Source organism: Micromonospora sp. A200, assembly GCF_029893845.1.
Taxonomy (GTDB): Bacteria; Actinomycetota; Actinomycetes; order Mycobacteriales; family Micromonosporaceae; genus Micromonospora; species Micromonospora purpureochromogenes.
Genome location: NZ_JARXXY010000030.1, coordinates 17,206 through 42,666 on the forward strand (window position 1 = coordinate 17,206; position 25,461 = coordinate 42,666).

At 73.3% G+C, this 25,461-nt stretch carries 28 protein-coding genes and 1 riboswitch; of the genes, 21 read left to right on the top strand and 7 right to left on the bottom strand.

What is annotated here, in order from left to right; all coding sequences use genetic code 11:
• Positions 1–5: 5 nt before the first annotated feature.
• The 12 genes from M2302_RS24845 (at position 6) to M2302_RS24900 (ending at position 9,718) form a co-directional block, all read left to right on the top strand.
• Complete coding sequence (locus M2302_RS24845; protein ID WP_280840260.1) at positions 6–644, top strand: CDP-alcohol phosphatidyltransferase family protein; 639 nt, start codon at positions 6–8, stop codon at positions 642–644.
• Positions 641–1,588 (top strand): DUF881 domain-containing protein, encoded by a 948-nt coding sequence (locus tag M2302_RS24850; protein ID WP_280840261.1) that lies wholly within the window; start codon positions 641–643, stop codon positions 1,586–1,588. The genes M2302_RS24845 and M2302_RS24850 overlap by 4 nt, the downstream gene beginning before the upstream one ends.
• The gene (locus M2302_RS24855; RefSeq protein WP_280840262.1) at positions 1,585–1,917 is read left to right on the top strand and encodes a small basic family protein; all 333 of its coding nucleotides are present in this window, start codon (positions 1,585–1,587) and stop codon (positions 1,915–1,917) included. Before M2302_RS24850 ends, M2302_RS24855 begins: the two co-directional genes overlap by 4 nt.
• Before the next feature lie 10 nt (positions 1,918–1,927).
• The gene (locus tag M2302_RS24860; protein ID WP_280840263.1) at positions 1,928–2,893 is read left to right on the top strand and encodes a DUF881 domain-containing protein; all 966 of its coding nucleotides are present in this window, start codon (positions 1,928–1,930) and stop codon (positions 2,891–2,893) included.
• A gap of 56 nt (positions 2,894–2,949) precedes the next feature.
• Positions 2,950–3,330 (top strand): glycine cleavage system protein GcvH, encoded by a 381-nt coding sequence (gcvH, locus tag M2302_RS24865; protein WP_088962137.1) that lies wholly within the window; start codon positions 2,950–2,952, stop codon positions 3,328–3,330.
• Positions 3,331–3,546: 216 nt separating this feature from the next.
• Entirely contained in the window at positions 3,547–3,999 is a 453-nt protein-coding gene (locus M2302_RS24870; protein ID WP_088962138.1) for an FHA domain-containing protein, read from the top strand.
• Positions 4,000–4,049: 50 nt separating this feature from the next.
• Positions 4,050–4,748, top strand: coding sequence for a MerR family transcriptional regulator (locus tag M2302_RS24875; protein ID WP_210778076.1), 699 nt, complete (start codon positions 4,050–4,052; stop codon positions 4,746–4,748).
• A 183-nt stretch (positions 4,749–4,931) separates the two neighbouring features.
• Positions 4,932–5,396: a bifunctional nuclease family protein gene (locus M2302_RS24880; RefSeq protein ID WP_210778061.1), complete on the top strand. Its 465-nt coding sequence runs from the start codon at positions 4,932–4,934 to the stop codon at positions 5,394–5,396.
• A gap of 203 nt (positions 5,397–5,599) precedes the next feature.
• The gene (locus M2302_RS24885; RefSeq protein WP_280840264.1) at positions 5,600–6,193 is read left to right on the top strand and encodes a MerR family transcriptional regulator; all 594 of its coding nucleotides are present in this window, start codon (positions 5,600–5,602) and stop codon (positions 6,191–6,193) included.
• 467 nt (positions 6,194–6,660) lie between these two features.
• Positions 6,661–7,824: a nitric oxide synthase oxygenase gene (locus M2302_RS24890; RefSeq protein WP_280840265.1), complete on the top strand. Its 1,164-nt coding sequence runs from the start codon at positions 6,661–6,663 to the stop codon at positions 7,822–7,824.
• A 5-nt stretch (positions 7,825–7,829) separates the two neighbouring features.
• Entirely contained in the window at positions 7,830–9,059 is a 1,230-nt protein-coding gene (locus M2302_RS24895) for a globin domain-containing protein (RefSeq protein ID WP_280840266.1), read from the top strand.
• Positions 9,056–9,718, top strand: a complete 663-nt coding sequence (locus M2302_RS24900) for a hypothetical protein (RefSeq protein ID WP_280840267.1) — start codon at positions 9,056–9,058, stop codon at positions 9,716–9,718. Before M2302_RS24895 ends, M2302_RS24900 begins: the two co-directional genes overlap by 4 nt.
• Before the next feature lie 27 nt (positions 9,719–9,745).
• Here M2302_RS24900 and M2302_RS24905 read toward each other — a convergent pair whose 3' ends face one another.
• Positions 9,746–10,705, bottom strand: a complete 960-nt coding sequence (locus M2302_RS24905) for a YafY family protein (RefSeq protein ID WP_280840268.1) — start codon at positions 10,703–10,705, stop codon at positions 9,746–9,748.
• 61 nt (positions 10,706–10,766) lie between these two features.
• Here M2302_RS24905 and M2302_RS24910 point away from each other — a divergent pair, with 61 nt between their 5' ends.
• Together M2302_RS24910 and M2302_RS24915 are read left to right on the top strand one after the other, a co-directional pair.
• Positions 10,767–11,351: a DinB family protein gene (locus M2302_RS24910; RefSeq protein ID WP_280840269.1), complete on the top strand. Its 585-nt coding sequence runs from the start codon at positions 10,767–10,769 to the stop codon at positions 11,349–11,351.
• Between the two features lies 1 nt (position 11,352).
• Positions 11,353–11,790: a VOC family protein gene (locus M2302_RS24915; protein ID WP_280840270.1), complete on the top strand. Its 438-nt coding sequence runs from the start codon at positions 11,353–11,355 to the stop codon at positions 11,788–11,790.
• A 43-nt stretch (positions 11,791–11,833) separates the two neighbouring features.
• Here the strand turns inward: M2302_RS24915 and M2302_RS24920 are convergent, their stop codons facing one another.
• On the bottom strand, positions 11,834–12,496 hold the full coding sequence (locus M2302_RS24920) for an NAD(P)H-binding protein (protein ID WP_280840271.1): 663 nt from the start codon (positions 12,494–12,496) through the stop codon (positions 11,834–11,836).
• 80 nt (positions 12,497–12,576) lie between these two features.
• On the opposite strand from M2302_RS24920, the gene M2302_RS24925 reads away from it, so the two are divergent.
• Entirely contained in the window at positions 12,577–13,500 is a 924-nt protein-coding gene (locus M2302_RS24925; protein WP_280840272.1) for an NAD-dependent protein deacetylase, read from the top strand.
• 41 nt (positions 13,501–13,541) lie between these two features.
• On the opposite strand, the gene M2302_RS24930 is transcribed toward M2302_RS24925, so the two are convergent.
• Complete coding sequence (locus tag M2302_RS24930; RefSeq protein ID WP_280840273.1) at positions 13,542–13,898, bottom strand: nuclear transport factor 2 family protein; 357 nt, start codon at positions 13,896–13,898, stop codon at positions 13,542–13,544.
• Positions 13,899–13,983: 85 nt separating this feature from the next.
• Positions 13,984–14,082: riboswitch (glycine riboswitch) on the top strand.
• A 74-nt stretch (positions 14,083–14,156) separates the two neighbouring features.
• Here M2302_RS24930 and gcvP point away from each other — a divergent pair.
• Entirely contained in the window at positions 14,157–16,979 is a 2,823-nt protein-coding gene (gene gcvP / locus M2302_RS24935) for an aminomethyl-transferring glycine dehydrogenase (protein WP_280840274.1), read from the top strand.
• 122 nt (positions 16,980–17,101) lie between these two features.
• Here the strand turns inward: gcvP and M2302_RS24940 are convergent, their stop codons facing one another.
• Entirely contained in the window at positions 17,102–17,302 is a 201-nt protein-coding gene (locus tag M2302_RS24940; protein WP_088962150.1) for a DUF5999 family protein, read from the bottom strand.
• Positions 17,303–17,425: 123 nt separating this feature from the next.
• Between M2302_RS24940 and M2302_RS24945 the strand changes: the two genes are divergently transcribed.
• The 3 genes from M2302_RS24945 (at position 17,426) to deoC (ending at position 20,594) form a co-directional block, all read left to right on the top strand.
• Entirely contained in the window at positions 17,426–18,640 is a 1,215-nt protein-coding gene (locus M2302_RS24945; protein ID WP_280840275.1) for a chorismate-binding protein, read from the top strand.
• A gap of 524 nt (positions 18,641–19,164) precedes the next feature.
• A complete protein-coding gene (locus tag M2302_RS24950) occupies positions 19,165–19,893 on the top strand; it encodes a GntR family transcriptional regulator (protein WP_280840276.1) in 729 nt (242 codons plus the stop codon).
• Positions 19,890–20,594 (top strand): deoxyribose-phosphate aldolase, encoded by a 705-nt coding sequence (gene deoC / locus M2302_RS24955; protein WP_280840277.1) that lies wholly within the window; start codon positions 19,890–19,892, stop codon positions 20,592–20,594. The genes M2302_RS24950 and deoC overlap by 4 nt, the downstream gene beginning before the upstream one ends.
• 70 nt (positions 20,595–20,664) lie before the next feature.
• Here deoC and M2302_RS24960 read toward each other — a convergent pair whose 3' ends face one another.
• Together M2302_RS24960 and M2302_RS24965 are read right to left on the bottom strand one after the other, a co-directional pair.
• Positions 20,665–21,477 carry an ABC transporter permease gene (locus M2302_RS24960; RefSeq protein WP_280840278.1) on the bottom strand — a complete coding sequence of 271 codons (813 nt, stop codon included), beginning with the start codon at positions 21,475–21,477 and terminating at the stop codon, positions 20,665–20,667.
• On the bottom strand, positions 21,474–22,433 hold the full coding sequence (locus M2302_RS24965; protein ID WP_280840315.1) for an ATP-binding cassette domain-containing protein: 960 nt from the start codon (positions 22,431–22,433) through the stop codon (positions 21,474–21,476). Before M2302_RS24965 ends, M2302_RS24960 begins: the two co-directional genes overlap by 4 nt.
• A 73-nt stretch (positions 22,434–22,506) precedes the next feature.
• Between M2302_RS24965 and M2302_RS24970 the strand changes: the two genes are divergently transcribed.
• Positions 22,507–23,262: a TetR/AcrR family transcriptional regulator gene (locus tag M2302_RS24970; RefSeq protein ID WP_154936893.1), complete on the top strand. Its 756-nt coding sequence runs from the start codon at positions 22,507–22,509 to the stop codon at positions 23,260–23,262.
• Positions 23,263–23,309: 47 nt separating this feature from the next.
• The gene (gene def, locus M2302_RS24975) at positions 23,310–23,819 is read left to right on the top strand and encodes a peptide deformylase (RefSeq protein WP_280840279.1); all 510 of its coding nucleotides are present in this window, start codon (positions 23,310–23,312) and stop codon (positions 23,817–23,819) included.
• A 48-nt stretch (positions 23,820–23,867) separates the two neighbouring features.
• Here def and M2302_RS24980 read toward each other — a convergent pair whose 3' ends face one another.
• On the bottom strand, positions 23,868–25,442 hold the full coding sequence (locus M2302_RS24980; protein WP_280840280.1) for a VWA domain-containing protein: 1,575 nt from the start codon (positions 25,440–25,442) through the stop codon (positions 23,868–23,870).
• Positions 25,443–25,461 lie beyond the last annotated feature (19 nt).

Consider the following 25,461-nt stretch of genomic DNA (forward strand, 5'->3'; position numbering starts at 1 on the left):
GTTCGGTGTCGCGTCGGCCGGCTCGGGCAGAGCACCCGCAGGGCACGGACGGCACCGTGGTCGGCGACCGGGTGCTGACCCTGCCGAACCTGATCAGCTTCGTCCGGCTGCTCGGCGTCCCGCTGTTCCTCTACCTGTTCCTGGTGGTGGAGGCCGACGTGGCGGCGATCGTGGTGCTGGCGGTCGGCGGCACCACCGACTGGGTCGACGGGTGGATCGCCCGGCGCCTCGGCCAGGTCAGCCGCCTCGGCGAGCTGCTCGACCCGTTCGCCGACCGGCTCTACATCCTCGCGACGCTGCTCGCCTTCACCGCCCGCGAGGTGGTGCCGTGGCAGTTCACGGCCGCGCTGCTGGCCCGGGAGCTGCTGCTGGTCGGTTCGCTGGCGGTGCTGCGCCGGCACGGGTACGGCCCGCCGCCGGTGCACTACGTGGGTAAGACGGCCACCTTCCTGCTGCTGGCCGCCTTCCCGATCCTGCTGGTGGGCACCGCGTCGGAGTCGGCGGCCACCGCCGCCGGGGCGATCGGCTGGGGCCTGGCCTGGTGGGGCCTGGTGCTCTACTGGGTGGCCGGCGCGATGTACGTGGTGCAGGCGGCCCGGCTGGTCCGGTCCGTGCGGGCCCGCTCCGGGGGAGCGGCGGCATGAGCGCGCCGCCGGACTCCGGTGGGCGTACCACCCGGGCGTTCACCCCTGACTTCCTCACCGAGCTGTTCCGCAATCCGCTGGATCCGGGCTACGCCGACGCGGCCGCCCGGCGCCGGGAGTCGCCAGCCCCGGCGGGGTGGCGGGGCGCCTCCGCGCGCGCGGTGAGCGTCGTGGTGATCGCGGTGGTCGGTTTCCTGTTCGCGGTGGCCTACCGGGAGACGATGGCGGAGGAGCCGAGCCGCAGTCAGGCCCGCGCCGGCCTGATCGCGCAGATCAAGCAGCGGGAGAGCGAGACCGACGAGATGACCGCCCGCGCGGACCGGCTGCGCGAGGAGGTGGGTCGGCAGCGCGACGCCGCGCTGAGCGGTTCGCAGGCGGCCCGGTTGCGCAACCTGGAGGCGGGGACCGGTCTGGGCCGGGTACGGGGCGACGGGGTGATGGTCCGGCTGGCCGACGCGGCGCCGAAGGACGACGACGCGGTCTCCGGTGACGCGGACGCGGGTCCGCCCCGGGTGATCTACACCGACCTGCAGAAGGTGGCCAACGACCTGTGGGCCTCCGGGGCGGAGGCGGTGGCGATCAACGGTCAGCGGTTGACGGCGACGTCGACGATCCGATCGGCGGGTGCGGCGATCCTGGTGGACTTCCGCCCGGTGACGAGCCCGTACGAGGTGACGGCGATCGGGCCGAGGTCGATGCGCGACAAGTTCGAGGAGAGCCGGGCGGCGTATCTGATGCGGCGGGTGGCGAAGGAGACCGGCCTGTCTTTCCAGGTCCGGGACGCGGACGACCTCACCCTGCCGGCCGCGCCGGAGCCGCGGCTACGCTACGCGCAGCCTTCGGTCAGTCCGAGCCCGTCGCCGTCGGGTTCGGCCGACCGTTCGTCGAGTCCCGGGCCGTCCGGTTCGGGTACGTCCCCCCGCCCCTCCGGAGGTGTCCGATGATCGCGGTGCTGGCGCTGTTCGCCGGTGTGGTTCTCGGGATCTACCTGGACCCGACGGTGCCCGCCGCGTTGCAGCCGTATCTGCCGATCGCGGTGGTGGCCGCGCTGGACGCGGTGTTCGGTGGGGTGCGGGCGAAGCTGGACCGGATCTTCGACGACAAGCAGTTCGTGGTGTCGTTCATCTCCAACGTGCTGGTGGCGGGTCTGATCGTGTACCTGGGTGACCAGCTGGGGGTGGGCGGTCAACTCTCCACCGGTGTGGTGGTCGTCCTCGGGGTGCGGATCTTCGGCAACGTGGCGGCCATCCGTCGTCACCTGTTCCGGGCGTAGGTTTGTGGCGATGAGCGACGAGCAGCGCGACACCGGGACGGGATGGCCGCAGCCGGCGGAGCCGCGCCGGCCGTCGGGGCCGGCGGGTGAGCCGGATCCCCGGCCGGACGCCCCGGATCCGGACGAGTTGAGCCCGTTGGTGCCGCCGGCGGAGGAACCGGCGCGGCAGGAGCCGCCGGCGTCGCCGCCGGCGGAGGAGGCCGAGACGCAGCGGATCGAGGCCGACCCGGAGCCCGTAGACCCGGAGCGGGTGGCCGTGGCCCCGGTGCCGGCGGGTCGCCGGTGGACCTCCGCGGGCGTGATGATCACGGTGTTGCTGGCGTTGCTCGGGTTCACCCTGGTGGTCCAGTTCAAAACGACGTCGACGGATCCGACGCTGGCGGCGACCCGGCAGGAGGACCTGGTCCGGATCTTCTCGGATCTGGATTCCCGGGAGAAGCGGCTCCAGCAGGACATCGAGGCGCTGGAGGAGAGCCAGCGGCAGTTGCGTTCGGGTGAGCAGGGTCGGCAGGCGGCGTTGGACGAGGCGCGGCGGCGGGCGGACGAGCTGGGGATCTTGGCGGGGACGTTGCCGGCGCGGGGTCCGGGGCTGAGTGTGGAGTTCCGGCCGGGCGCGGGCAAGCCGATCCGGGCGGATCGGATCCTGGACGCGGTGCAGGAGTTGCGCGGCGCGGGCGCGGAGGCGATGCAGATCTCCGGCAGTGGCGGGTCGCCGGTGCGGATCATCGCGTCGACGTACTTCCTGGACGGGTCGGGCGGCTCGTTGGTGGTGGACGGGCGGTCGTTGTCGGGTCCGTTCACGATCATGGTGATCGGTGATCCGAAGACGATGGAGACGGCGCTGAAGATTCCGGGCGGGGTGGCCGCATCGGTCGCGGGTGACGGCGGTACCGTGAACGTTGATGAGCGTGGGGTTGCCGAGGTTTCGGCGCTGCACGCGCCGATGAAGCTGGAACACGCCCGTCCGGTCTCCTGACCGGCGCGGCCGCGTCGGATCACCTCCGGCGCACCGATGGATGAAGGACGCGTCTGGTGATTCCTGAGGATCTGCGTTACACCGCCGAGCACGAGTGGGTGGTCGGCGCCGATGGCGGCACGCTCCGCGTCGGCATCACCCACTTCGCGCAGGACGCGTTGGGTGACATCGTGTTCGTGCAGTTGCCCGACGAGGGTGCGGTGGTGGCGGCCGGTGAGCCGCTGGGTGAGATCGAGTCGACCAAGAGCGTGTCGGAGATCTACGCCCCGGTGAGCGGGACGGTGGCGGCGCGGAACGAGGCGCTGGGCGACACCCCCGAGGTGATCAACACGGACCCGTACGGTGCGGGTTGGCTGTTGGAGATCACGCCGGATGATCCGTCGGCGCTGGACGGCTTGCTGACCGCCGGTGCGTACCGAGAGCTGACCGAGAGCTGAGTTGCCCTGCCCGGGCGCGGGGGTGTTGTCCGCGCGTCCGGTTGCCCTGCATTTCGGCGCTGGCTAGGCTCGCCCAGTCGACCGAGAACCCCAATAGTTGAGCGTTGTGTAATTGCCTTCCCGGGCACGGGGAGCCAGCCGCCGGGTGTGCGACTGCCCGGCGGCCAGACCCGCCATTACCCCGACGCTGACCGAACAGATCCGTGAGGTGGTCCCATGACGCGCCCAGGCGACGAGTTCCCCCCGCTCGACGTCACTTCGACGCTCAATCTCGGTTCGTTGGACGAAGTGCTGGAGGGCCCGGACACCGACGTGGTGCCGAGCCGGATGTCCGGCTCGTTGCCGCCGGGGATGGCGCTGCTGGTGGTTCGTCGCGGCCCGAACGCGGGTGCCCGGTTCCTGCTGGACCACGACGTGACCACGAGTGGCCGGCACCCGGACAGTGACATCTTCCTCGACGACGTGACGGTGTCGCGGCGGCACGCGGAGTTCCACCGTGACGGTGGCACGTTCACGGTGCGGGATGTGGGCAGCCTCAACGGCACGTACGTGAACCGGGAGCGGGTCGAGGCGGCCACGTTGAGCAATGGTGACGAGGTGCAGATCGGTAAGTTCCGGGTGGTGTTCATCGCCGGTCCGCGCCCGGAGGAGGAGGCCGGCCGGGGGTGAACGAGCCTGCGGCCTCCTCGCCGCCCGGTGCGGCCCGTGCGCATCCGCTGATGAGCATCGGCGAGGTGCTGGGGCAGTTGCGGGCGGAGTTCCCGGACGTCACCATCTCGAAGTTGCGGTTCCTCGAGGCCGAGGGTCTGGTGGAGCCGCAGCGGACGGCGGCGGGTTACCGGAAGTACAGCTGGGACGACGTGGCCCGGCTGCGGTTCGTGTTGACCGCGCAGCGGGATCAGTATCTGCCGTTGCGGGTGATCCGTGATCAGTTGGCCGAGTGGGACGCCGGTGGTGACGGCCCGGGTCGGCAGCGGCCGACGTTGGTGGCGGTGGGTCCGGGTGGTGAGGTGCCGGGCCGTGCGGTGGAGGAGCCCGAGTCGTCGCAGGTGCGGCTCGGGCGGGCGGATCTGGTGGCGCACAGCGGGGTCGACGAGTCGACGTTGGCCGAGTTGGAGCGCCTCGGTGTGCTGGTGTCGGATCCGCCGGGCTGGTACGACGCGGACGCGTTGATCATCGCGCGGGCGGTGGCGGGTCTGGCGGCGTACGGGTTGGAGCCGCGGCACCTGCGGGCGTACCGGTCGGCGGCGGATCGTGAGGTCGGTCTGTTCGCTCAGTTGGTGGCGCCGTTGGCGCGGCAGAGTGATCCGGCGGCGCGGGCGCGGGCAGCGGAGACGGCGCGGGAGTTGATGGCGTTGTCGCAGCAGTTGCATGCCGCGTTGGTGCGGGTGGGGTTGCGGTCGACGTTGGGTCGGTGAGCCGGTCGTCGAGGTGTCGTGCGGAAAGATCTGCCCCGGGAAGCGTGTCGTAGGCTTGCCGGGGTAACCCTTTTCTGGCCCGGGGCGTGGTGCTGGTGCGCATGGGACGACCGTGTCGCGGTCCGTGTACCGTGCAGGGAAGGGCGCGGTGCGGGCGTAGGTGACAACGACACGGAGGCGGCGGTGCGCGAGCTGAGCGTGGTCGGAGTTCGGGTGGAGCTGCCCAGCAACCAGCCGATCGTCCTGCTCAGGGAGGTCGAGGGGGACCGCTACCTGCCGATCTGGATCGGTGCGGTGGAGGCGACGGCGATCGCTTACGAGCAGCAGGGGGTCAAGCCGGCCCGGCCGTTGACGCATGATCTGTTGCGGGACGTGCTGGCGGCGTTGAAGGCCCCGTTGCGGGCGGTGGAGATCATCGAGTTGAAGGAGAACGTCTTCTACGCCGATCTGCTGATCGGGGACGGCGTGCGGGTGTCGGCCCGGCCGAGCGATTCGATCGCGTTGGCGTTGCGGGTGGGTGCTCCGATTCGTTGTGCCGAGCAGGTCCTCAGCGAGGCGGGGATCGTGATTCCCGACGAGCAGGAGGACGAGGTGGAGAAGTTCCGCGAGTTCCTGGAGCAGGTGCGTCCGGAGGACTTCGCCGGCTGAGGGTCGAGCCCCGGTCATCATCTTCTGTCGGGGCGTCACTGTGGGTGACGTCCCGGGTGTGTGTGGTGGTGCGTCGTGTCGCTGCGCGGCGTGTCGCGACTGTTCCTCCGCGGTAACCCCTGCGCGCGGCGCTAGGGTTGCCGTGTCGAGGGGTGCACGTCCCGGAAACGACGTGTCACCGCACTGACGGGGAGGTTGTCGGGATGCACGAGCCGCGGGATCCTGAGCCAGGTGTGGAGCGGGGCGAGCCGGGTGTGGTGTCGTCGCCGGTGGGCACGGACGGTGACGGTTCGGTTGGTTACCGGGGTGTGACGGCCTGCCACGCGGTGGGGATCAGCTACCGGCAGTTGGACTACTGGGCGCGGACGGCGCTGGTGGTGCCGAGTGTGCGGGACGCGTCGGGGTCGGGGACGCAGCGGTTGTACTCGTTCCGCGACCTGGTGGTGTTGAAGGTCGTGAAGCGGTTGCTGGACGCCGGGGTGTCCCTGCAGAACATCCGCAAGGCGATCGAGGCGTTGCGGTCGCGCGGCGTGGAGGACCTGGCGGGGATCACGCTGATCTCGGACGGCACGACGGTGTACGAGTGCCGGTCGCCGGAGGAGGTGGTCGACCTGTTGCAGGGCGGCCAGGGCGTGTTCGGCATCGCGATCGGTGGCGCGTTCAAGGAGATCCAGGGGTCGTTGTCGCACCTGCCGGCGGAGCCGGCGACGCCTGGCGGCGGGGAGCCCGCGGAGCCGGCGTCGGATGCGGTGGGCGACGAGTTGGCGGCGCGTCGGGCGCGTCGTCGGGCGGGCTGAGTCTGTCTTCGTCAGGTGGCGTCGCGGCCGGTGGCGGGTGCGCGGCCGTGCGCCGCTGCGCGCCTGCGGCACGGCATATCGATTCTGATCGTCCGGTGCCGGCGAGCCGGTTTCGTTGGCCGGTAAGGGCGGGCGGCGACGACTGTCCGGTGTGCACACTGGCGCTGGAGTCGTGTTGTTGACAGTTGTGGTGTTCCCAGGAATCCTGTCCAGGGCAATCACCAAGGGCATCGACTCGTCACTGTGAGTGACCGCCGGTGGGGTGGTGCCGAGCTGATGTGTGGGGGGCGGCGCGAGAGTCGTGTCGTGGCCTGCCAGAGGACGGGAAACGAACCGAAGTGCACACTGACCACCATGTCGGCCTCCGCCCCGTACGGGCCGGCAGTGCTGTCGCCGACCATGCCGCACCCTCCTGTCCGGTCACCGGAACGCCGGCGCAGCGCGCGCCGGGGGGCGCCGGAGCCGCCGTGGAGCGCGCGGAGGACGTCGCCGCGGAGGCCGCAGAGTTCCTGGAGCTGTACCACGGTGAGCGGCGGCTGCCGGGGCTGGCGGCGCGGTTGGCGGAGGTCCGCGAGGAGATCGCGTTGACCGGGTCGTACCGGCACACCCGCGACGAGCTGGGGTACGGGGCGAAGGTGGCGTGGCGGCAGTCGGTGCGCTGTGTGGGCCGGATCCGGTGGGCGGGCTTGAAGGTCCGCGACCGGCGGCACGTGACGTCGGTGGCGGGCATCGCGCAGGAGTTGGCGGCGCACCTGGCAGCGGGGGACAACGGCGGCCGGATCCAGTCGGTGGTCACGGTGTTCGCACCGGACCTGCCGGGGGTGGGGCCGCGGGCGCGGATCTGGAACGACCAGTTGATCCGCTACTGCGGACACCGGCGCGACGACGGTTCGGTGCTGGGCGACCCGGCGCAGGTGGGGATGACGGAGGCGGCGCGGCGGTTGGGTTGGCGGCCGCCGCCGGTGCCGGGCCGCTTCGACCTGCTGCCGTGGGTGATCGAGACGGCGCAGGAACAGCCGACGGTGGTGGGCGTGCCGCGGGAGCTGGTCCGGGAGGTGGCGCTGTCGCATCCGGAGCATCCGTGGTTCGCGGATCTGATGTTGCGGTGGCACGCCCTGCCGGTGATCAGCAACATGCGGCTGCGCATCGGTGGGGTGGACTACAGCTGCGCCCCGTTCAACGGCCACTACCTAGGTGACGAGATCGGCACCCGCAACATGGGCGACCGGGACCGGTACGACCAGCTGCGGGCGGTGGCGGCCGGGTTGGGTTTGGACACCAGCCGCGAGGACACCCTGTGGCGGGAGCACGCGGTGCTGGTGATCAACCAGGCGGTGCTGCACTCGTTCAAGCTGGCGGGGGTGCGGGTGTCGGACCCGCACACCGAGTCGGAGCTGTTCATGAAGTTCTGTGCGCAGGAGGAGCGGGCGGGGCGGCCGGTGCACGGTGACTGGTCGTGGCTCAACGGCAGTGTCGGGTGGGCGGCGTTGCACGCGGTGCACCACCGCTACTACGACACGGCGGTGCCGAACCCGAACATCTGGCCGACGGAGCGGGTGTACGACCCCAGTGGCGTGGTGAAGACGACGCTGCGGGAGCGTCACGACACGGCCCGCGCGCAGGAGGACTGAACGACATGGACCACGTGGCGCTGCGCCAGAGTTGGACGCAGTTCTCGGCCGCCGGTGTGGAGGCGGCGAAGTACTTCTACGCGACGCTGTTCGTGGTGGCGCCGGAGGCGCGGTCGATGTTCCCCACGAACATGCAGTACCAGGAGGACAAGCTCCTCAAGGCGCTGGGCCACATCATCACCAACCTGGACGACCCGACGGCGTTGACGGCGTTCGCGCAGCGGTTGGGCGCGGACCATCGGCGGTTCCACGGCCAGGACCAGCGGGGCAACCCGGTGGCGCTGGGGGAGCGGCACTACATCTGGGTGGGTCAGGCGCTGCTGGCGACGTTGGAGCGGTTCCTCGGGCCGTACTGGACGCCGGCGTTGCAGGCGGAGTGGGCGGCGGCGTACGAGCTGGTGGCGAAGCTGATGCTCGCCGGGGCGGCGGAGGCGGAGCGGACGTCCCCGCCGTACTGGGAGGCGGAGGTGCTGGGCGCGGAGCGGCGCCGCTCGGACATCGCGGTGTTCACGGTCCGTCCGAACTACCTGTGCAACTACCTGCCCGGGCAGTCGCTGCCGGTGCAGGTGCCGCAGTTGCGGACCTGGCGGTACCTGTCGCCGGCGAACGCGCCGCGGGCGGACGGGACGATCGAGTTCCACGTGCGGGCCGCCGGTCGGTTCTCCACCCATGTGGTGCGCAAGCTGCGCACGGGGGACCGGCTGCTGTTGGGGCATCCCACGGGTACGGCGTTGTCGTCGTACGACCGTTCGCCGCACCTGCCGTTGCTGCTGATCGCGGGGGGCACCGGGCTGGCGCCGCTGCGGGCGGTGGTGGAGGCGTTGCAGCAGGGCAAGGGGCGGCGCACGACGCTGGTGGTGGGGGGTCGCACCCCGGACGACCTGTACGACGACAAGGCGTTGGCGCAGTTGGCGTCGATGCCCCCGGCGGCGGCGTGGCAGAACGGCGGCTCGACCTGGTTGCGGTATGTGCCGACGGTGGAGATCGGGTGGGGGTGGCAGGGGGCGATCGGCAAGGCCGCTGACACGGCGGTGCGGTTGGGACCGTGGACCGACACGGAGGTGCTGGTCTGCGGGAGCCCGGAGATGACCCGGGACACGATCACGATTCTGGCCCGCTCGGGTGTCCAGCCCGAGCAGATCCTGACCGAGAGTTACGATCACTCCCTCTACCCGCCCCTCGCCGAGGCCGACGACGCCGCCCCGCGCGACTTCAGCTGGACAGGTGCCCGATGAGCATCGACCACTCCGACCGCCTCGCAGTGCCCGGCATGCCCGACCAGGGAGAGCTGGCCCGCCAGTTGTCCATGTTGGAGGCGCGACGGTTCCGGGGCAGTCACTGGTTGTCGGCCGACGAGGTCGCCGTGGTGATCCGTACGGCGGACGACCGAATCGCGTTGCTGGTCAACGAGTTGGAGCGGCAGCGGCGGGAGAACCACGGGCTGCTCAGCCAGGTGGAGATGCTGCGGCACGGCACGTTGCCGAGCAACGCCCCGCAGGGGCCGGATCCGATGGCGGTGGAGCTGGCGATGCGGGCGCAGGACGAGGCGAACCGCACGATCGGTGAGGCCAGCGCCGAGGGGGCGGAGATCATCGCCGACGCGCGCCGGCAGGCCGACGAGATCCTCGCCGAGGCGCACCGGCGCGCCGGTGACCTGAGCACGTCGGGGCCGGTGGGGCCGGTCGGGCCGGCGGGTGTGCCGTCGCCGGAGGTGCAGCGCCGGTTGCAGGAGCTGGAGGAGCGGCACGCCGCGGCGCTGGCGGCGGTGGCGGCGGCGCAGCAGCAGTTGGACCGGTGGCAGGCGTACCTGTCGGCGCAGTCGGAGCAGCTGCGGGCCGACGCAGCGGCGGCCGGTGGGGCGAGCGCCCAGCTGCGCGCCGTCCTCGGCGGCTAGCTGTCGAGCAGGGACTGACCGGGTCGGTCAGCCGGTCCCGGCCATCGCCGCGAGGCGGCGGGCGAGCCGGGCGGCGGCCTCCCGCAGCTCCGGTGGCTCCAGCACCTCCGCCTCGAAGCCCAGCCGGGCCACCTGCGCGGCGAGCCAGTCGAGGTGGTCTCCGCCGACGACGAGCACGCACCATCCGTCGCGGTCGTCCTCGACGCGCCCCACCTGGGGCGGCACCAGCTCCCGCACCCGGTCGGGCCGGGCGTGCACCCGCACCCGGGCGAGATACCGGTACGGCGCCTCGGTGACGGACCGCTGCACGTAGGCGACCGGGTCCGGATGCTCCCTCGCCCGGAAGCGCCAGGTCGTCGCCACCGGCTCGTGCATCCGGTCCAGCCGGAACGTGCGCCAGTCGTCGCGGTCGACGTCCCGGGCCATCAGGTACCAGCGGCGGCCGGTGGTGACCATCCGCACCGGCTCGACCGTGCGCTCGTGTTCCCCGCCGTCGCGGCCGGCGTACCGGAACCGCACCCGCACGGCGTCGCGACAGGCCCGCGCGAGCGTCACCAGCAGCTCCGCGTCGATCTCCACACCGGGGCCGACGAGGGTCTCGGTGGCGCCGTGCACCGCCCGCACCTCGGCGCGCAGCCGGGCCGGCATCACCTGGTCGAGCTTCGCGAGCGCCCGCAGTGCCGCCTCGCCCGCCCCGGCGACCGTGCCGCCCGACGCCATCCGCAGGGAGACCGCCGTCGCGATCGCCTCCTCGTCGTCGAGGAGCAGCGGCGGCAGCCGGGTGCCCGCGCCGAGCTGGTAGCCGCCGCCGACGCCCGCCGTCGCGTGCACGGGGTAGCCGAGGGCGCGCAGTCGCTCCACGTCGCGGCGCACCGAGCGGTCGGTGACCTTCAGCTCGGCGGCGAGTTCGGCGGCGGTCCAGGACGGCCGCCGCTGCAGCATCGCCAGCAACCGCAGCACCCGCTCGGTCGTCGCCTCGACGGTCACCCGCCCATCGTCGCACGAATCACGGAACGATCCTGTCCGCTATCTGCGGGAGGCTGCAACCATGACCGACCAGAACTGGAATCCCCTGCTCCGGGACCAGCTCGCCTGGCACTGGACCACCCAGCTGCGCGATCACCTCGACGGGCTCACCGACGACGAGTACCTCTGGGAGCCGACAGCCGGCTGCTGGAGCGTGCGCCCGCGCGGCACCGGCGCCGCGCCGGTGCAGGCCGGGTCCGGGGCGATGACCATCGACTTCGCGATGCCGGAGCCCGACCCGCCGCCGTTCACGACGATCGCCTGGCGACTCGGGCACGTCATCGTCGGCGTGCTCGCGGCGCGCAACGCCGCGCACTTCGGTCGCGCGCCCACCGACTACCAGTCGTTCGCGTACGCCCCGACCGCGGCCGCGGCGCTGGCCCAGCTCGACACGGAGTACGCCACGTGGCTGGCCGGGGTGGAGTCCCTCGGCGAAACCGGCCTCGCCCGCCCGTGCGGGGCGGCGGAGGGACCGTACGCCGAGCGTCCGCTGGCCGCGTTGGTGCTGCACATCAACCGCGAACTCATCCACCATCTGGCAGAGGTGTGCCTGCTCCGCGACCTCTACCTGCACACTCACCGGCAGACCCGACGGGAGGCGAGCTGAGATGGCCCGCGACGTACAGATCACTTTCGACTGCGCCGACCCGGCCGGGTTGGCGGCGTTCTGGGCCGAGGCCCTCGGCTACCGGTTGCAGGACCCGCCCGGGGGCTTCGAGTCGTGGGAGCAGGCCCTGGAGGCGATGGGCGTGCCGCCCGAGCGGCGCAACGACGCCTCGGCGTTGGTCGACCCCGAGGGCTCCCGGCCGCGGCTGTTCTTCCAGCGGGTGCCGGAGGGCAAGCAGGCCAAGAACCGCGTGCACCTCGATGTGCGCGCCGCCCCCGGGCTCGAGGGCGACGCGCGGATGGCGGCCCTGGAGGCGGACGCCGAGCGGCTCACCGCCCACGGCGCCACCCGGCTCAGGCGCCACGAGCCGGCGCCCCCGCTCGGCGCCGGTCACATCGTGATGGCCGACCCCGAGGGCAACGAGTTCTGCCTCGACTGATCAGCCGCGCGGCGGCGCCGGCGACACGGCCCGGGCCGAGCGGTTACGCAGGGGGTGATGCGGCGGCGACGGCCTCGCCGATCGGGGTTTCCCCGTCGACGAGTTCCAGGATCCGGCCGGCGCTGCCCGGGTGGTGGAGCAGCGCAACCAGGACCCGGGCCACGTCGGTGCGGGTGACCGCGCCGCGCGGGACGCGCCGGTCGAGGTGGATGCGGCCGGTCGGCGCGTCGTCGGTGAGCCGGCCGGGTCGCAGCACCGTCCAGTCCAGGTCACGGCGGATCAGGTCGTCCTCGGCGGCCTTCTTGGCGCGCAGGTACGCCGCCCACACCTCGTCCCTGCCGGCCGCCGGCGGGTCCTGCACCCCCATGGAGGAGACGAGCAGGTAACGGCGTACCCCGGCGGCCTGGGCGGCGTCGGCGAGCAGGACGGCGGCGGCCCGGTCGACGGTGTCCTTGCGGGCGGCGCCGCTGCCGGGGCCGGCGCCGGCGGCGAAGACCACGGCGTCGGCGCCGGTGAGGTGCCCGGCGATCTCGTCGACGCCGGCGTGTTCCAGGTCCGCCAGGACGGGGTGGGCGCCGACGGCGCGCAGCGCGGCGGCGTGGTCGGGGTTGCGGATCAGCCCGACGGCGTTGTCGCCCCGGCCGGCCAGTTCCCGTTCCAGCAGGCGGGCGATCTTGCCGTGGCCTCCGGCGATGACGACGCGCATACCTGCCAACCTAGCCGCCGGCGACGAGGGTCACCGGCCTACGCTCGCCGCCCGGGGTGGCGTTGAGGCAGCATGGACGGGTGACGGAGACGATCGACGCGCTGGCCGGCCTGGTCGCCGGTGGTGGTGTCGTGGTGCTGAGCGGGGCGGGGCTGTCCACCGAGTCGGGCATCCCCGACTACCGGGGGCCCAGCGGCGCGGCCCGCCGGCACAGCCCGATGACCTATCAGACGTTCACCCGGGACCCGCTGGCGCGGCGGCGGTACTGGGCGCGCAGCCACCTGGGGTGGCGGATGATCGCCCGGGCGGCGCCGAACGACGGGCACCGGGCGGTGGCCCGGTTGCAGGACGCCGGGCTGGTCGACGGGGTGATCACCCAGAACGTCGACGGGCTGCACACGGCGGCGGGCAGCCCGCAGGTGGTGGAGCTGCACGGCCGCCTCGACGAGGTGGTGTGCCTGGACTGCGGCAACCGCACCTCGCGGGAGGAGCTGGACCGCCGGCTGCGGGAGGCGAACCCGGGGTTCGACGCGGCGGTCGGCGCGGTCAATCCCGACGGTGACGTGGAGCTCGCCGACGAGCAGGTGGCCGGGTTCCGCACGGTCGACTGCACGTTCTGCGGCACCGGGATGCTGAAACCGGACGTGGTGTTCTTCGGGGAGACGGTCCCGGCGCCGCGGGTGTCACACTGCTTCGCGATGGTGGGCGCGGCCCGGCTGCTGCTGGTGCTCGGCTCCTCGTTGACGGTGATGTCGGGGCGGCGGTTCGTGCTGCGGGCGGCGAAGCTGGGCATCCCGGTGGTGATCGCCAACCAGGGCCCGACCCGCGGCGACGGGTACGCGGCGATGACCGTCGACGCGCCGCTCGGGCGGCTGCTGCCCGCCCTGGCCGACCGGGTCACCGGCGCGCCCCTGTCGGAGCGGGTGCCGGCGGCCGGCCCGGCCGGCGGTGCGGTGCCAGCCGGCGGTGCGGTGCCGGCCGGCGCCACGCCGGTGGGGCGCTGAGCCCGGGCGTGGCCGGCGGCGGTGCCGCCCGCCGGTGGCGGTCAGCTCGTCGGTGGGACGGCGAAGCGGGGCTGGTCGAGCACCCAACGCCAGGTGCCGTCGGGTTGGCGGCGGGCCACCTCGGCGGTGGTGGCGCCGTCGTCGAGCCGGGTGGAGGTGAGCGCCAGCTCCCCGCTGCGCAGGGTGGGCTGCGGCCGACCGGGGGTGAAGGTGGGCCGGTCGGCGAGCATCCGCACGAAGGCGGCGCGGATCGCCGCCGTGCCGACCGCCGGGCCGGCGGGGGTGGCGAGCACCGCGTCGGGTTCGTAGAGGGCGACCAGGCCCTCGACGTCGCGGGCGTTGGCGCGGGTGACGAAGAACCGGCCGAGGTCCTCCGGTAGGGTCGCTGGCTCGTGCACGGTGACCCCCTGGTGCCGATGATGCTGCCCCGGGGGTACGACATCTGCGGGAAACACCGACGCTGGTAGCGTTGACCATGCCGGTACCACCCACGCGGGAGAGACCGCCCAAACGGCAATTGGGCGGCGCCGAAGGGGCATATCCTCCCCGGAACCTCTCAGGCAAAAGGACCGCGGGGGCAGGCACTGTGGAGCGCCTTCGGGTGCGACTCAGGGGGAGGCCGACCTGTCGACCTCGCCCCCGCAGGAGCGCCGCGCATGACCGTAGAGAAGTTCGCCGACCGGCACATCGGCCCCGATCCGGGTGACGAGCGCCGGATGTTGGAGGCCGTCGGCTACGGCTCGATCGACGAGCTGATGGACGCGGCGATCCCCGAGGTGATCCGCTGGCACGGCACCCTGGACCTGCCCGACCCGGCCAGCGAGCGGGAGGCGATCGCCGAGCTGCGCGCCCTGGCCGCCCGCAACACCGTCGCGGTGTCGATGATCGGCCTGGGCTACCACGGCACCCACACCCCCGCCGTGATCCGCCGCAACGTGCTGGAGGACCCGGCCTGGTACACGGCGTACACGCCGTACCAGCCGGAGATCAGCCAGGGCCGGCTGGAGGCGCTGCTGAACTTCCAGACCATGGTCACCGACCTGACCGGGCTGGCCACCGCGAACGCCTCGATGCTCGACGAGGGCACCGCCGCGGCCGAGGCGATGACCCTCGCCCGCCGCGCGTCGAAGAGCAAGAGCCCGGTGTACGTCGTCGACGCCGACACCCTGCCGCAGACCATCGCGGTGATCACCAGCCGCGCCGAGCCGCTGGGCATCGACGTGCGCGTGCTCGACGTCGAGCACGACGGGCTGCCGGGGGAGTTCTTCGGCCTGCACCTGCAGTACCCGGGCGCGTCCGGCGCGGTCCGGGACCACGCCGACCTGGTGGCGGCGGCGCACACGGTGGGGGCGCTGGTCACCGTCGCGGCGGACCTGCTGGCGTTGACGCTGCTGCGCCCGCCGGGGGAGATCGGCGTGGACATCGCCGCGGGCACCACCCAGCGGTTCGGGGTGCCGATGGGCTTCGGTGGGCCGCACGCCGGCTACCTGGCCGTCCGCTCGGGTCTGGAGCGGATGCTGCCCGGCCGGCTGGTCGGGGTGTCCCGCGACGCCGACGGCAACCCGGCCTACCGGCTGGCGTTGCAGACCCGCGAGCAGCACATCCGGCGGGAGAAGGCGACCAGCAACATCTGCACCGCGCAGGTGCTGCTGGCGGTGATGGCCGGCATGTACGCCGTGTACCACGGCCCGGACGGGCTGCGGGCGATCGCCCGGCGTACCCACGACATGGCGGCGCGGCTCGCGGCCGGGCTGCGCGCCGGCGGGGTGCCGGTCGCGGACGTCGCGTTCTTCGACACCGTCACCGCGACCGTGCCGGGCCGGGCGGCGGAGGTGGTCGCGGCGGCCGCCGAGCGGCGGGTCAACCTGCGGCTGGTCGACGCCGACCGGGTGGGGATCTCCTGCGACGAGACCACCACCGCCGAGCACCTCGCGGCGGTGTGGGCGGCGTTCGGCGTGGACGGGGTCGACGGTGACGTCGATGCGGCGCTGCCGGGGGCCCTGGCGCGCACGTCGGACTTCCTCACCCACCCGGTGTTCCGCACCCACCACTCGGAGACGGCGATGCTGCGCTACCTGCGGCGGCTGTCGGACTTCGACTACGCGCTGGACCGGGGCATGATCCCGCTGGGCTCGTGCACGATGAAGCTGAACGCCACCACCGAGATGGAGGCGATCACCTGGCCGGAGTTCGCGCACGTGCACCCGTTCGCGCCGGATGAGCAGACCGCCGGGTACCGGGACCTGATCGGCCAGCTGGAGTCGTGGCTGGCGGAGGTGACCGGCTACGACGCGGTCAGCGTGCAGCCCAACGCCGGCTCGCAGGGTGAGCTGGCGGGGCTGCTGGCCATCCGGTCCTACCACGTCTCGCGGGGCGCGGGGCACCGCGACGTGTGCCTGATCCCGTCGTCGGCGCACGGCACCAACGCGGCGAGCGCGGTGATGGCCGGCATGCGGGTGGTCGTGGTGGCCTGCGACGCGGACGGCAACGTCGACCTGGTCGACCTCGACGCGAAGATCGACAAGCACCGGGACGCCCTGGCTGCGATCATGGTGACGTACCCGTCGACGCACGGCGTGTACGAGACGGGCATCGCGTCGCTGTGCGCGAAGGTGCACGACGCCGGCGGCCAGGTGTACGTCGACGGGGCGAACCTCAACGCCCTGGTCGGGTTCGCCAAGCCCGGCAAGTTCGGCGCGGACGTGTCGCACCTGAACCTGCACAAGACGTTCTGCATCCCGCACGGCGGTGGCGGCCCCGGGGTGGGTCCGGTGGCGGTGCGGGCGCACCTGGCGCCGTTCCTGCCGGGTGACCCGCTGGGCGCGCACACCGAGGGCCGGCCGGCGATCTCGGCGGCCCGGTACGGCTCGGCGGGGATCCTGCCGATCCCGTGGGCGTACCTGCGGATGATGGGCGCCGAGGGGCTGACCCGGGCGACCGGGGTGGCGGTGCTGGCGGCGAACTACGTGGCGGCGCGGCTGCGCAACCACTTCCCGGTGCTGTACGCCGGCAACAAGGGCCTGGTGGCGCACGAGTGCATCCTGGACCTGCGGCCGCTGACGAAGGCGACCGGGGTGAGCGTGGACGACGTGGCCAAGCGGCTGATCGACTACGGCTTCCACGCGCCGACGATGTCGTTCCCGGTGGCGGGGACGCTGATGGTGGAGCCGACCGAGAGCGAGGACCTGGCCGAGCTGGACCGGTTCTGCGAGGCGATGATCGCCATCCGGGCGGAGATCGACAAGGTGGGCGCCGGGGAGTGGCCGGCGGGGGACAACCCGCTCGCCAACGCCCCGCACACCGCGGCGATGGTCGCCGGGGACTCGTGGCCGCACCCGTATCCGCGGTCGGTGGGGGCGTACCCGGCCGGGGTGGATCGGGCGGGCAAGTACTGGCCGCCGGTGCGGCGGATCGACGGGGCGTACGGCGACCGGAACCTGGTCTGCTCGTGCCCGTCGCCGGAGGCCTTCGAGGAGTGACCCGTACGCTGCGCCGGGGCGGACGTCGTGCCGCCCCGGCCGGTGGGTCCTGGGGAGGGCGGTCCCGGGCCGGGGGACTAGCCTGGTGCCGTTGACCTGCTCCTGTGACGGAGCGTGGTCACTCAGGCGACGAGAGCGTGGCGGGCGGGCCCGCGGTGCGGGGCGATGGTGCTGCCGTCGGGGAGCAGTTCGCCGGTGTCCTCGAAGACGATGACACCGTTGCAGAGCAGGCTCCAGCCCTGCTCACGGAAGCAGGCGATGACGCGGGCGGCTTCGCGGTCGGTCGCCTCGGCGGAGGGGCAGGTGGGTTGGTGCTGGCACATCGGGTTCTCCGGACTGTGGGGGCACTGTGTCATGGTTCACATGACCAGTGACGCACAGTACCAAGGTGGAGCGCGCGGAATCGAGCAGGCATCCGTCATGTTCCCCGGAAATCCACTGAACGGATGAGGAAGAATGGGCCAACCGGTGTGGAAACGCTCCCACGACCGCTGATCGACGTACCCGGCGCGCCGCCGTCGTGCCGCGGCGTGCTCGTCGAGCGCGCCCGGTACGAGTGGCGCCCGGCCGACGGCGGCGACCCGGCGACGCTGGCCGAGCAGTTCCTCGCCGCGCACGGGCTCGACCTGACCGACCTGGCCCGGCCCGCCACCCACCAGCCGACCGGCGTCTGCGGCGCCGCCCTGTACGTCTCCGCCGCCGCCGGCGCCCACATGATCGGCGCCGCACCCGGCGCGCCCACCCCGGCGCCGGCCCTGCCGGAGCTGGCCGTGGTCGTTTACGGTCACCACCCGTCCCCGTCCCCGGCCGCACCGCCCGCCCCGGCGCGCGCCGCCCGGTCCGGCCCCGGCTGGTGGCTGGGCGACTGGCGGGAGAGCTGGACCCCGCGGCAGCACGCCGACGCCGTGACCGCGGTCCGCGCCGCCATCGCCCGCGGCGACGTGTACCAGGTCAACGTCGTCGGGCACGCCGCCGCCCGCTACCTCGGCGACCCGCGACCGGCGCTGTCCCGGCTCGGCGCGCTGCCCGGCGCCCGCTACGGCGGCACCCTGCACGGCGACGGCTGGGCGATCGGCTGCGCCTCCCCGGAGACCCTGGTCGAGGTGACCGACGGCCGGGTGATCACCCGACCGATCAAGGGCACCCGCCCGGCCACCGCCGCCGGACGTCGCGAACTGCTCGCCTCGGCCAAGGAACGCGCCGAACACGTCATGATCGTCGACCTGGAACGCAACGACCTGGCCCGGGTGGCGCGCACCGGGTCGGTGCGAGTGGACGAGCTGTTCGCGGTGCGCCGTTGGTGCGACCTGTGGCAGGCCGAGTCGACCGTGTCCGCGGCGGTGGCCGACGGGCTGGGCCTGGCCGACCTGCTGCGCGCGACCTGCCCCGGCGGGTCGGTCACCGGGGCGCCGAAGCTCGCCGCCCTGGCCCGGATCGCCGCCCTGGAACCCGTCGGGCGCGGCGCCAGCATGGGGGCGCTCGGCTGGGTCGGTCCGGGCCGCCTCGACCTGGGCCTGACCATCCGCACCGTGGCCGCCGACGCCGACCGGCTGCACGTCTGGGCCGGCGGGGGCATCACCTGGGACAGCGACCCGGACGCCGAGGTCGCCGAGGCGGCGGCAAAGGCCGCTCCGGTACGCGCCCTGCTCGCCACCGGCTGACGCCGCCCCCGCGCGGCAGCAGGGCTGCCGTCACCGTCGCCGGGGCGTTGCAGGCGCTGTGGAGCTGACGACATGAGCGGCTCACCCGGACGTTCGGGTGGGGCGTTCCGGGCTGATGACGCGGGCGATTCGCGCCGACGCCTCGGCGGGGGCGTTGCGGGCGCTACAGAGCTGATGACGTGAGTGACTCACAGCGGGGGGCGTCCGCGTTGTCGATCTTGATGACGCAGGCGACTCGCGCCGGCATCGCGACCCCGGTGATTCGTTGGCGTCATCAGCTCGACAGCGCCCCGAACGACTCCTCGACCGCCCGTCGTCCCGGACCGCAGCCGCTGGCCCGTCAGGCGTGCCGGACCCGCCGGCATCGAGGTCCCCGGGTCGGAGTGGGCGACCCGCCGCGACGCGGCATCCGGCAAGGTGCTGGTCCGAGTGGCAGGAGGAAAGCCCGCCGGCCGGCGAGCGCCGCTTGACGCCCACTCGGCGACGTGACAACCTCTAGGTTGTCTAGATGACCTGGAGGACCGATGGCCAAGGCGCCGCTCTACGTGCGGATCGAGCGGGAACTGCGTACCCGCCTCACCCGGGCGCGGCCCGGTGACGCCGTGCCGGCCGAGTCGGCGCTCGCCGAGGAGTTCGGGGTCGCCCGGATGACCGTCCGGGCGGCGCTCAACGCCCTGGAGGCCGACGGTCTCATCGAGCGGATCCAGGGGCGGGGCACCTTCGTGCGGCAGCGGCCCCAGCCCCGCGCGGCCGGGACCTTGATGAGCTTCCAGGAGCAGGTCCGCGCATGGGGGCGTACGCCGGCATCGCTGTTGGTGGAAGGCGAGGTGCGGGCCGCCTCCGCCGCGGAGGCCGCGGCGCTGCACCTGACCGCCGCGGCGCCGCGGGTGGTCTCGATCGTGCGGGTACGGCTCGCCGACGACGTCCCCCTGGCCGTCGAGTACGCCTGCTTCCCGCCCCACCTGAGCGACCTGCTCGACCTCGACCTGGAGACGGGGTCGCTGCACCGCGCCCTGCACCAGATGGGGTCACACCCCACGCTCGGCTCCTCCACGCTGACCGCCCAGCGGGCCGGCGCCGACGGTGAGCGCCTGCACGTCCCGGCTGACGAACCGCTGCTGGTCGAGACCCGGCTCATCGTCGACCAGCACTCGGCGCCGCTGGAATTCAGCGTCAGCCGCTACGTCGGCGCCCGCTACGACCTGCAGGTCACCTTCGACGTGCAGCCACCCCGGACAGGAGAGACCCGATGAACGTCGCCAAGATGATCGACCACTCGCTGCTGCGCCCCGAGCTGACCACCGACGACATCCGGCGTGGCTGCGACATCGCCGCCCGCCGCGCCGTCGCCTCGGTCTGCGTGCGCCCCTCCGACGTCGAGTTCGCCGCGGCCGCGCTCGCCGGCACCGGCGTGCTCGTCGGCACCGTGGCCGGATTCCCGCACGGCGACACCCGGACCACGACCAAGGTCGCCGAGACCCGCGATCTCGTCGGCGCCGGCGCCGACGAGATCGACATGGTGCTGCACATCGGCCGGCTGCGCGACGGCGACACCGCCTACGTGCACGACGACATCGCCGCCGTGGTCGCCGCCGCGCAGGGCCGGGTCGTCAAGGTGATCCTGGAGAACGCGTACCTCACCGACGAGCAGAAGGTCACCGGTTGCCGCCTCGCCGAACGGGCCGGGGCGCACTTCGTCAAGACCAGCAGCGGGTTCGCCCCCGGCGGCGCCACCGTCGCCGACATCCGACTCATGCGCGCCACGGTCTCCCCGCACGTCGAGGTCAAGGCCGCCGGCGGCGTGCGCAGCCTCGACACCCTGCTGACCCTGCACCGGGCCGGCGCGGCCCGCTTCGGCGCGACCGCCACCGAGGCCATTCTCGACGACTTCGCCGCCCGCGAACGCGGCGAGCGCCCGGTCGCCGCCGTGACGACCACCGACGGCGGCTACTGACGACCCCGGCAGCGCACCCGACCACCGCTGCCCGGCCCCGGGATGGTCCGTTCCGGTCACACCGGTGCGCTCACCTGCTCAGGTTCCGCCAGCGACGCACGGCCAACGGCGCGCAGACGACGATCAGCAGCAGCGGCCAGGCGACCGCCAGGGCGACGGCGTGCTGCGCGGCGAAGGACTCGCCGCCCCAGCCGGGGTTGCCGAACAGTTCCCGGCAGGCCGCCGCGGTGGCAGACAGCGGGTTCCACCGGGCGACGGCGGCCAGCCAGCCGGGCATGGTGTCCGGGGCGACGAAGACGTTGGAGGCGAAGCCCAGCGGCCAGACCAGGATCTGCAGGACCGCCACCGACTCCGGCGCGCGCAGCAGCAGCGCCAGGTGGATGCCGAGGACGATCATCGCGGCGCGCAGCAGCAGCAGGAGCCCGACGGCGGCGAGGGCCCGGCCGGCGCCGAGGTGCCACTGCCAGCCGACCAGCGCGCCACAGCCGAGCATGACGGCCAGCGCGACGACGGCGTGCAGCAGGTCGGCGACGGCCCGCCCGGTGACGACCGCGGAGCGCGCCATCGGCAGGGAGCGGAACCGGTCGGTGACGCCACGGGCGGCGTCGGTGGCCACCGCCGTGTAGGTGGTCTCCACCCCGAAGAGCATGGTCATGGCGAACATGCCGGGCAGCAGGAACTCCTTGTAGTCACCGCCGCCGGGCACCACCATCGCCCCGCCGAGCAGGTAGCCGAACATCAGCACCAGCAGCACGGGGAAGAGCAGGGCGACGATCACCGGGCCGGGTTGCCGCGCCCAGTGGGCCAGGGCCCGCCCGGTCAGGGTGGCCGCGTCGGTGAGCGCCCAGCGGGCCCGGCGCAGCGCCAGGGTCGGCGTGCTCACGCGCTCACCTCGTCCCGGTCGGCGGTGAGGTGCAGGAACACCTCGTCGAGGGTGGGTCGGCGCACGGCCACGTCGGCGGCCTCCAGCCGCCCGTCGGCCAGGGCCCGCAGCACGGCGGCGAGGGTGCTCACCCGGTCGGTGGTGGTGACGCTGACCCGCAGTTCGTCCGGGGCGACGCGGGGTGCGGCGGCGGCGGCCGCGCCGATGACCTCGGCGGCGCGGGCCAGGTCGCCGGGGTGGTGCAGCACCACGTCGACCCGGTCGCCGCCGAGGGCGGACTTGAGTTCGTCGGGGCTGCCGGCGGCGATGATGTGGCCGTGGTCGACGACCCTGATCGTGTCGGCCAACTGGTCGGCCTCCTCCAGATACTGGGTGGTGAGCAGGACGGTGGTGCCGGCGGCGACGAGCGCGCGGACGGCGTCGCGGACGTCGCCGCGGGCGCGCGGGTCGAGGCCGGTGGTGGGTTCGTCGAGGAACAGCACGGGCGGGTCGAGGATCAGCGCGGCGGCCAGGTCCAGCCGGCGGCGCATCCCCCCGGAGTACGCCCCGACCGGCTTGTCGCCGGCGTCGGTGAGGCCGAAGCGGGCCAGCAGCTCGTCGGCGCGGGCGCGGGCCCGGGCGGGGGAGAGGTGGCGCAGCCGGCCGAAGAGCACCAGGTTCTGCCGGCCGCCGAGCACCTCGTCGACGGCGGTCTGCTGGCCCACCAGGCCGATGTGGGCGCGGACCCGGTCGGCGTGCTGGCGCACGTCGTGGCCGGCGACCCGGGCGGTGCCGGCGTCGGCGCGCAGCAGGGTGGTCAGGATCCGCACCAGGGTGGTCTTGCCGGCGCCGTTGGGCCCGAGGACCGCGCAGATCGTGCCGCCGGCCACGGTCAGGTCGACCCCGGCGAGGGCGGCGGTGTCGCCGTAGCGCTTGCGCAGGCCTTCGGCCTCGATGACCGGTCCGTCGCGTCGCATGGGCACGCCCCTCTCCCCGTTGCCGTGCGCCGTACCGTACACCATACGGTACGAGGGTCGGTAGGGTGGCGGCATGAGCGTCGAGTACAGCGGCACCGGGGACCCCGCGCGCAGCCTCGCCCTGCTCTGGCGCACCAGCGAGAAGGCCAGCCGCCGGGGCGGCGACCTGAGCGTGGACCGGATCGTGCGCGCCGCCATCGAGGTGGCCGACACCGAAGGACTGGCCGCGCTCTCCATGCGCCGGGTCGCCGAGCGCCTGGGAGTCGGCACCATGTCGCTCTACACCCACGTGCCCGGCAAGGGCGAACTGCTCGACGTCATGCTCGACACCGTCTACGGCGAGACCGCCCGCCCCGCCGAGGTCCCCGGCGGCTGGCGCGGCCGGCTGGAGCAGATCGCCCGGGAGAACTGGGCGCTCTACCTGCGCCACCCCTGGCTGCTGCAGGTCGCCACCACCCGCCCACCCCTGGGCCCCAACGTCACCGCCAAGTACGAGTACGAACTGCGCGCGGTCGAGGGCATCGGCCTGACCGACCTGGAGATGGACGCCGTGGTCACCCTCGTCGACGGGTACGTCCACGGCGCGGTGCGCGGCGCGGTGGAGGCCGCCCAGGCCGCACAGCGCACCGGCATGACCGACGAGCAGTGGTGGCGGGCGCACGCGCCGTACCTGGAGAAGGTGATGGACCCGCGGCGGTTCCCCACCGCCGCCCGGGTGGGCACCGCCGCCGGGCAGGAGTACCAGGCGGCCGGCGACCCCGTGCGGGCCTTCGAGTTCGGCCTGGCGCGCATCCTCGACGGCGTCGCCGTCCTGGTCGGCGAGCGCTGACCGGGGTGCGCCACCGCCGGCCGTGAGGCACGGATAGCCTTTCCGGCATGACCGTACGCCCCATCAGGATCATCGGTGATCCCGTCCTGCGCACCGCCTGCGAGCCGGTGACCAGCTTCGACGCCGAGTTGCAGCACCTGGTCGACGACCTGATGGACACCCTGCTGGGCGCGCCCGGCCGGGCCGGCGTGGCCGCGCCGCAGATCGGGGTGAGCGCCCAGGTGTTCGTCTACGACGCCGACGGCCACCGCGGACACATGATCAACCCGAGCATCGAGCTCTCCGACGAGACGCAGGACGACGACGAGGGCTGCCTGTCCATCCCCGGGCTGTACTTCCCGACCCGGCGGGCGATGCACGCCACCGTGCACGGCTTCGACCGGCACGGCGAGCCGCTGACCATCTCCGGCAGCGGCTTCCTGGCCCGCGCGTTGCAGCACGAGACCGACCACCTGCGCGGCCGCCTCTACGTCGACACCCTGTCCGGCGACGTACGCCGCCGGGCGGTGCGGGAGATCCGCGCCGGCCGGTTCGACTCGCCCAGCCGGCACCGCTGACGACGCGGGGGCGGCCGACGGCCGCCCCCGCACCCGATCAGCCGCAGGTCACTTCGGCGGCGGGGCCACCAGGCAGGTCGCCGTGGAGCTGTTGCCGACGTTGTCCACGCCGGTGATCACCGCGTCGCCGCGCAGCGTCACCTTGTAGTCGATGTCGCCGGTGCCGTCCTTGACCCGGGACTGGGCACCCGGCGCCTGCACCAGCTTGATCTTGGTGCCGGCGGGGAACGGGCCGAACTTCACCGTCGGGTCGGCGCTGTCAGCGATGAAGACGTCCACCGCCGTGTCGACGATGTCGGTCGAGGTGAGCTGGTAGAACCCGTCCGGGTTGTACGAGCCGGGGGTGTTGTCCCCGCTCGGGTTGTTCGTCGGCACGCACGCCGTGGCCGGCGCGGTGGTGTCGACCACCCGCATCGTCGCGGTGTCGCTGCCGGTGTTGCCGGCCGCGTCCGTGGCGGTGCAGGTCACCGTGGTGGCGCCGAGCGGGAAGGTGCCGCCCGACGGCGGCACGCAGGTCGGCGTGAGCGGCCCGTCGACGTTGTCGGTCGCCGAGGCCGGGTAGGTGACGACCGCGCCGGCGGGGCTGGTCGCCTCGACCGTCCGGTCGTCCACGACCACCACCGGCGGAGTGACGTCGTTGACCGTGACGCTGATCTGCTCGACGAACGCCGGCCCACCGGAGAGCCCGTTGAGCAGGAAGTCCACCGTGCAGTGCAGGGTGGCGCCCTGCGGAGCGTTCCCGGCCACCGCGATGGTCTCGGCGAACGGCACGTTCGTGCCGCTCTGCTGGGTACGCGAGGCCGCGTCGAAGGTGACGGTCAGCCCCGGATCGCAGGACGTCACCGTCGGGGTGACGGTGACGTCGAGGTCCCGCAGCCCGGTGAGGATGGCGTCGGTGACGGTCTCGGGGGCGCTGCCGACCAGCTGGCCGCCGGTCGCGGCGACCACCGCGCCGGCCTGCCCGGTGACGTTCAGGCCGCCACCGCCGCCGCTGACGCTGACCGCCAGCACCTTCGCCTCGTCGGCCTGCAGAGCCGAGGTGGCTTGCGCCAGGGTGTGCCCGGCGCTCGGGTCGTGGCTGGGGGCATCGCCGACCAGCACCACGATCCGGCTGCTGCCCGAGCGATAGGCGATCCCACCGTCGGAGACCTGAAACAGAGCGTTCACCCACGCCTCGGGGGTGTCCCCACCGCCGCCGGCGGACAGCCCGTTGACCGCGTTCTGCAACGCCGTCGCGTCGTCGGTGAGGTTCTGCCGGACCCGGAACAGCTCCGCGCCGTCGCCCTCGTCCCGGTACGAGGCCACCGCGAACTGCGCGCTCGGCTGCACCGACCGCACGTTGTTGATGACCTGCTGGAGATTGGCCTGCACGTCACCGATGACAGTGCCCATGCTGCCGGTCGTGTCGACCAGCAGCACCACGTCCGGCTTCGGCGGGATCGGCGGGGTGGCGACCACCTTGGCGATGTCGATGCTCGCGCCCGGATCGGCGTCCCGGTCCACGACGGCCGGGTCGACGCCCGGCGCCGCGAGCGCCGGCCCGCCCGCCACGGTCACCAGGGCCGCCACGGCGGCGGTGAGGACCGCCAACCGACTTCGACCCCGTACTGATGTCACTGCCATCTGTGCTCCTTCAGCTCCG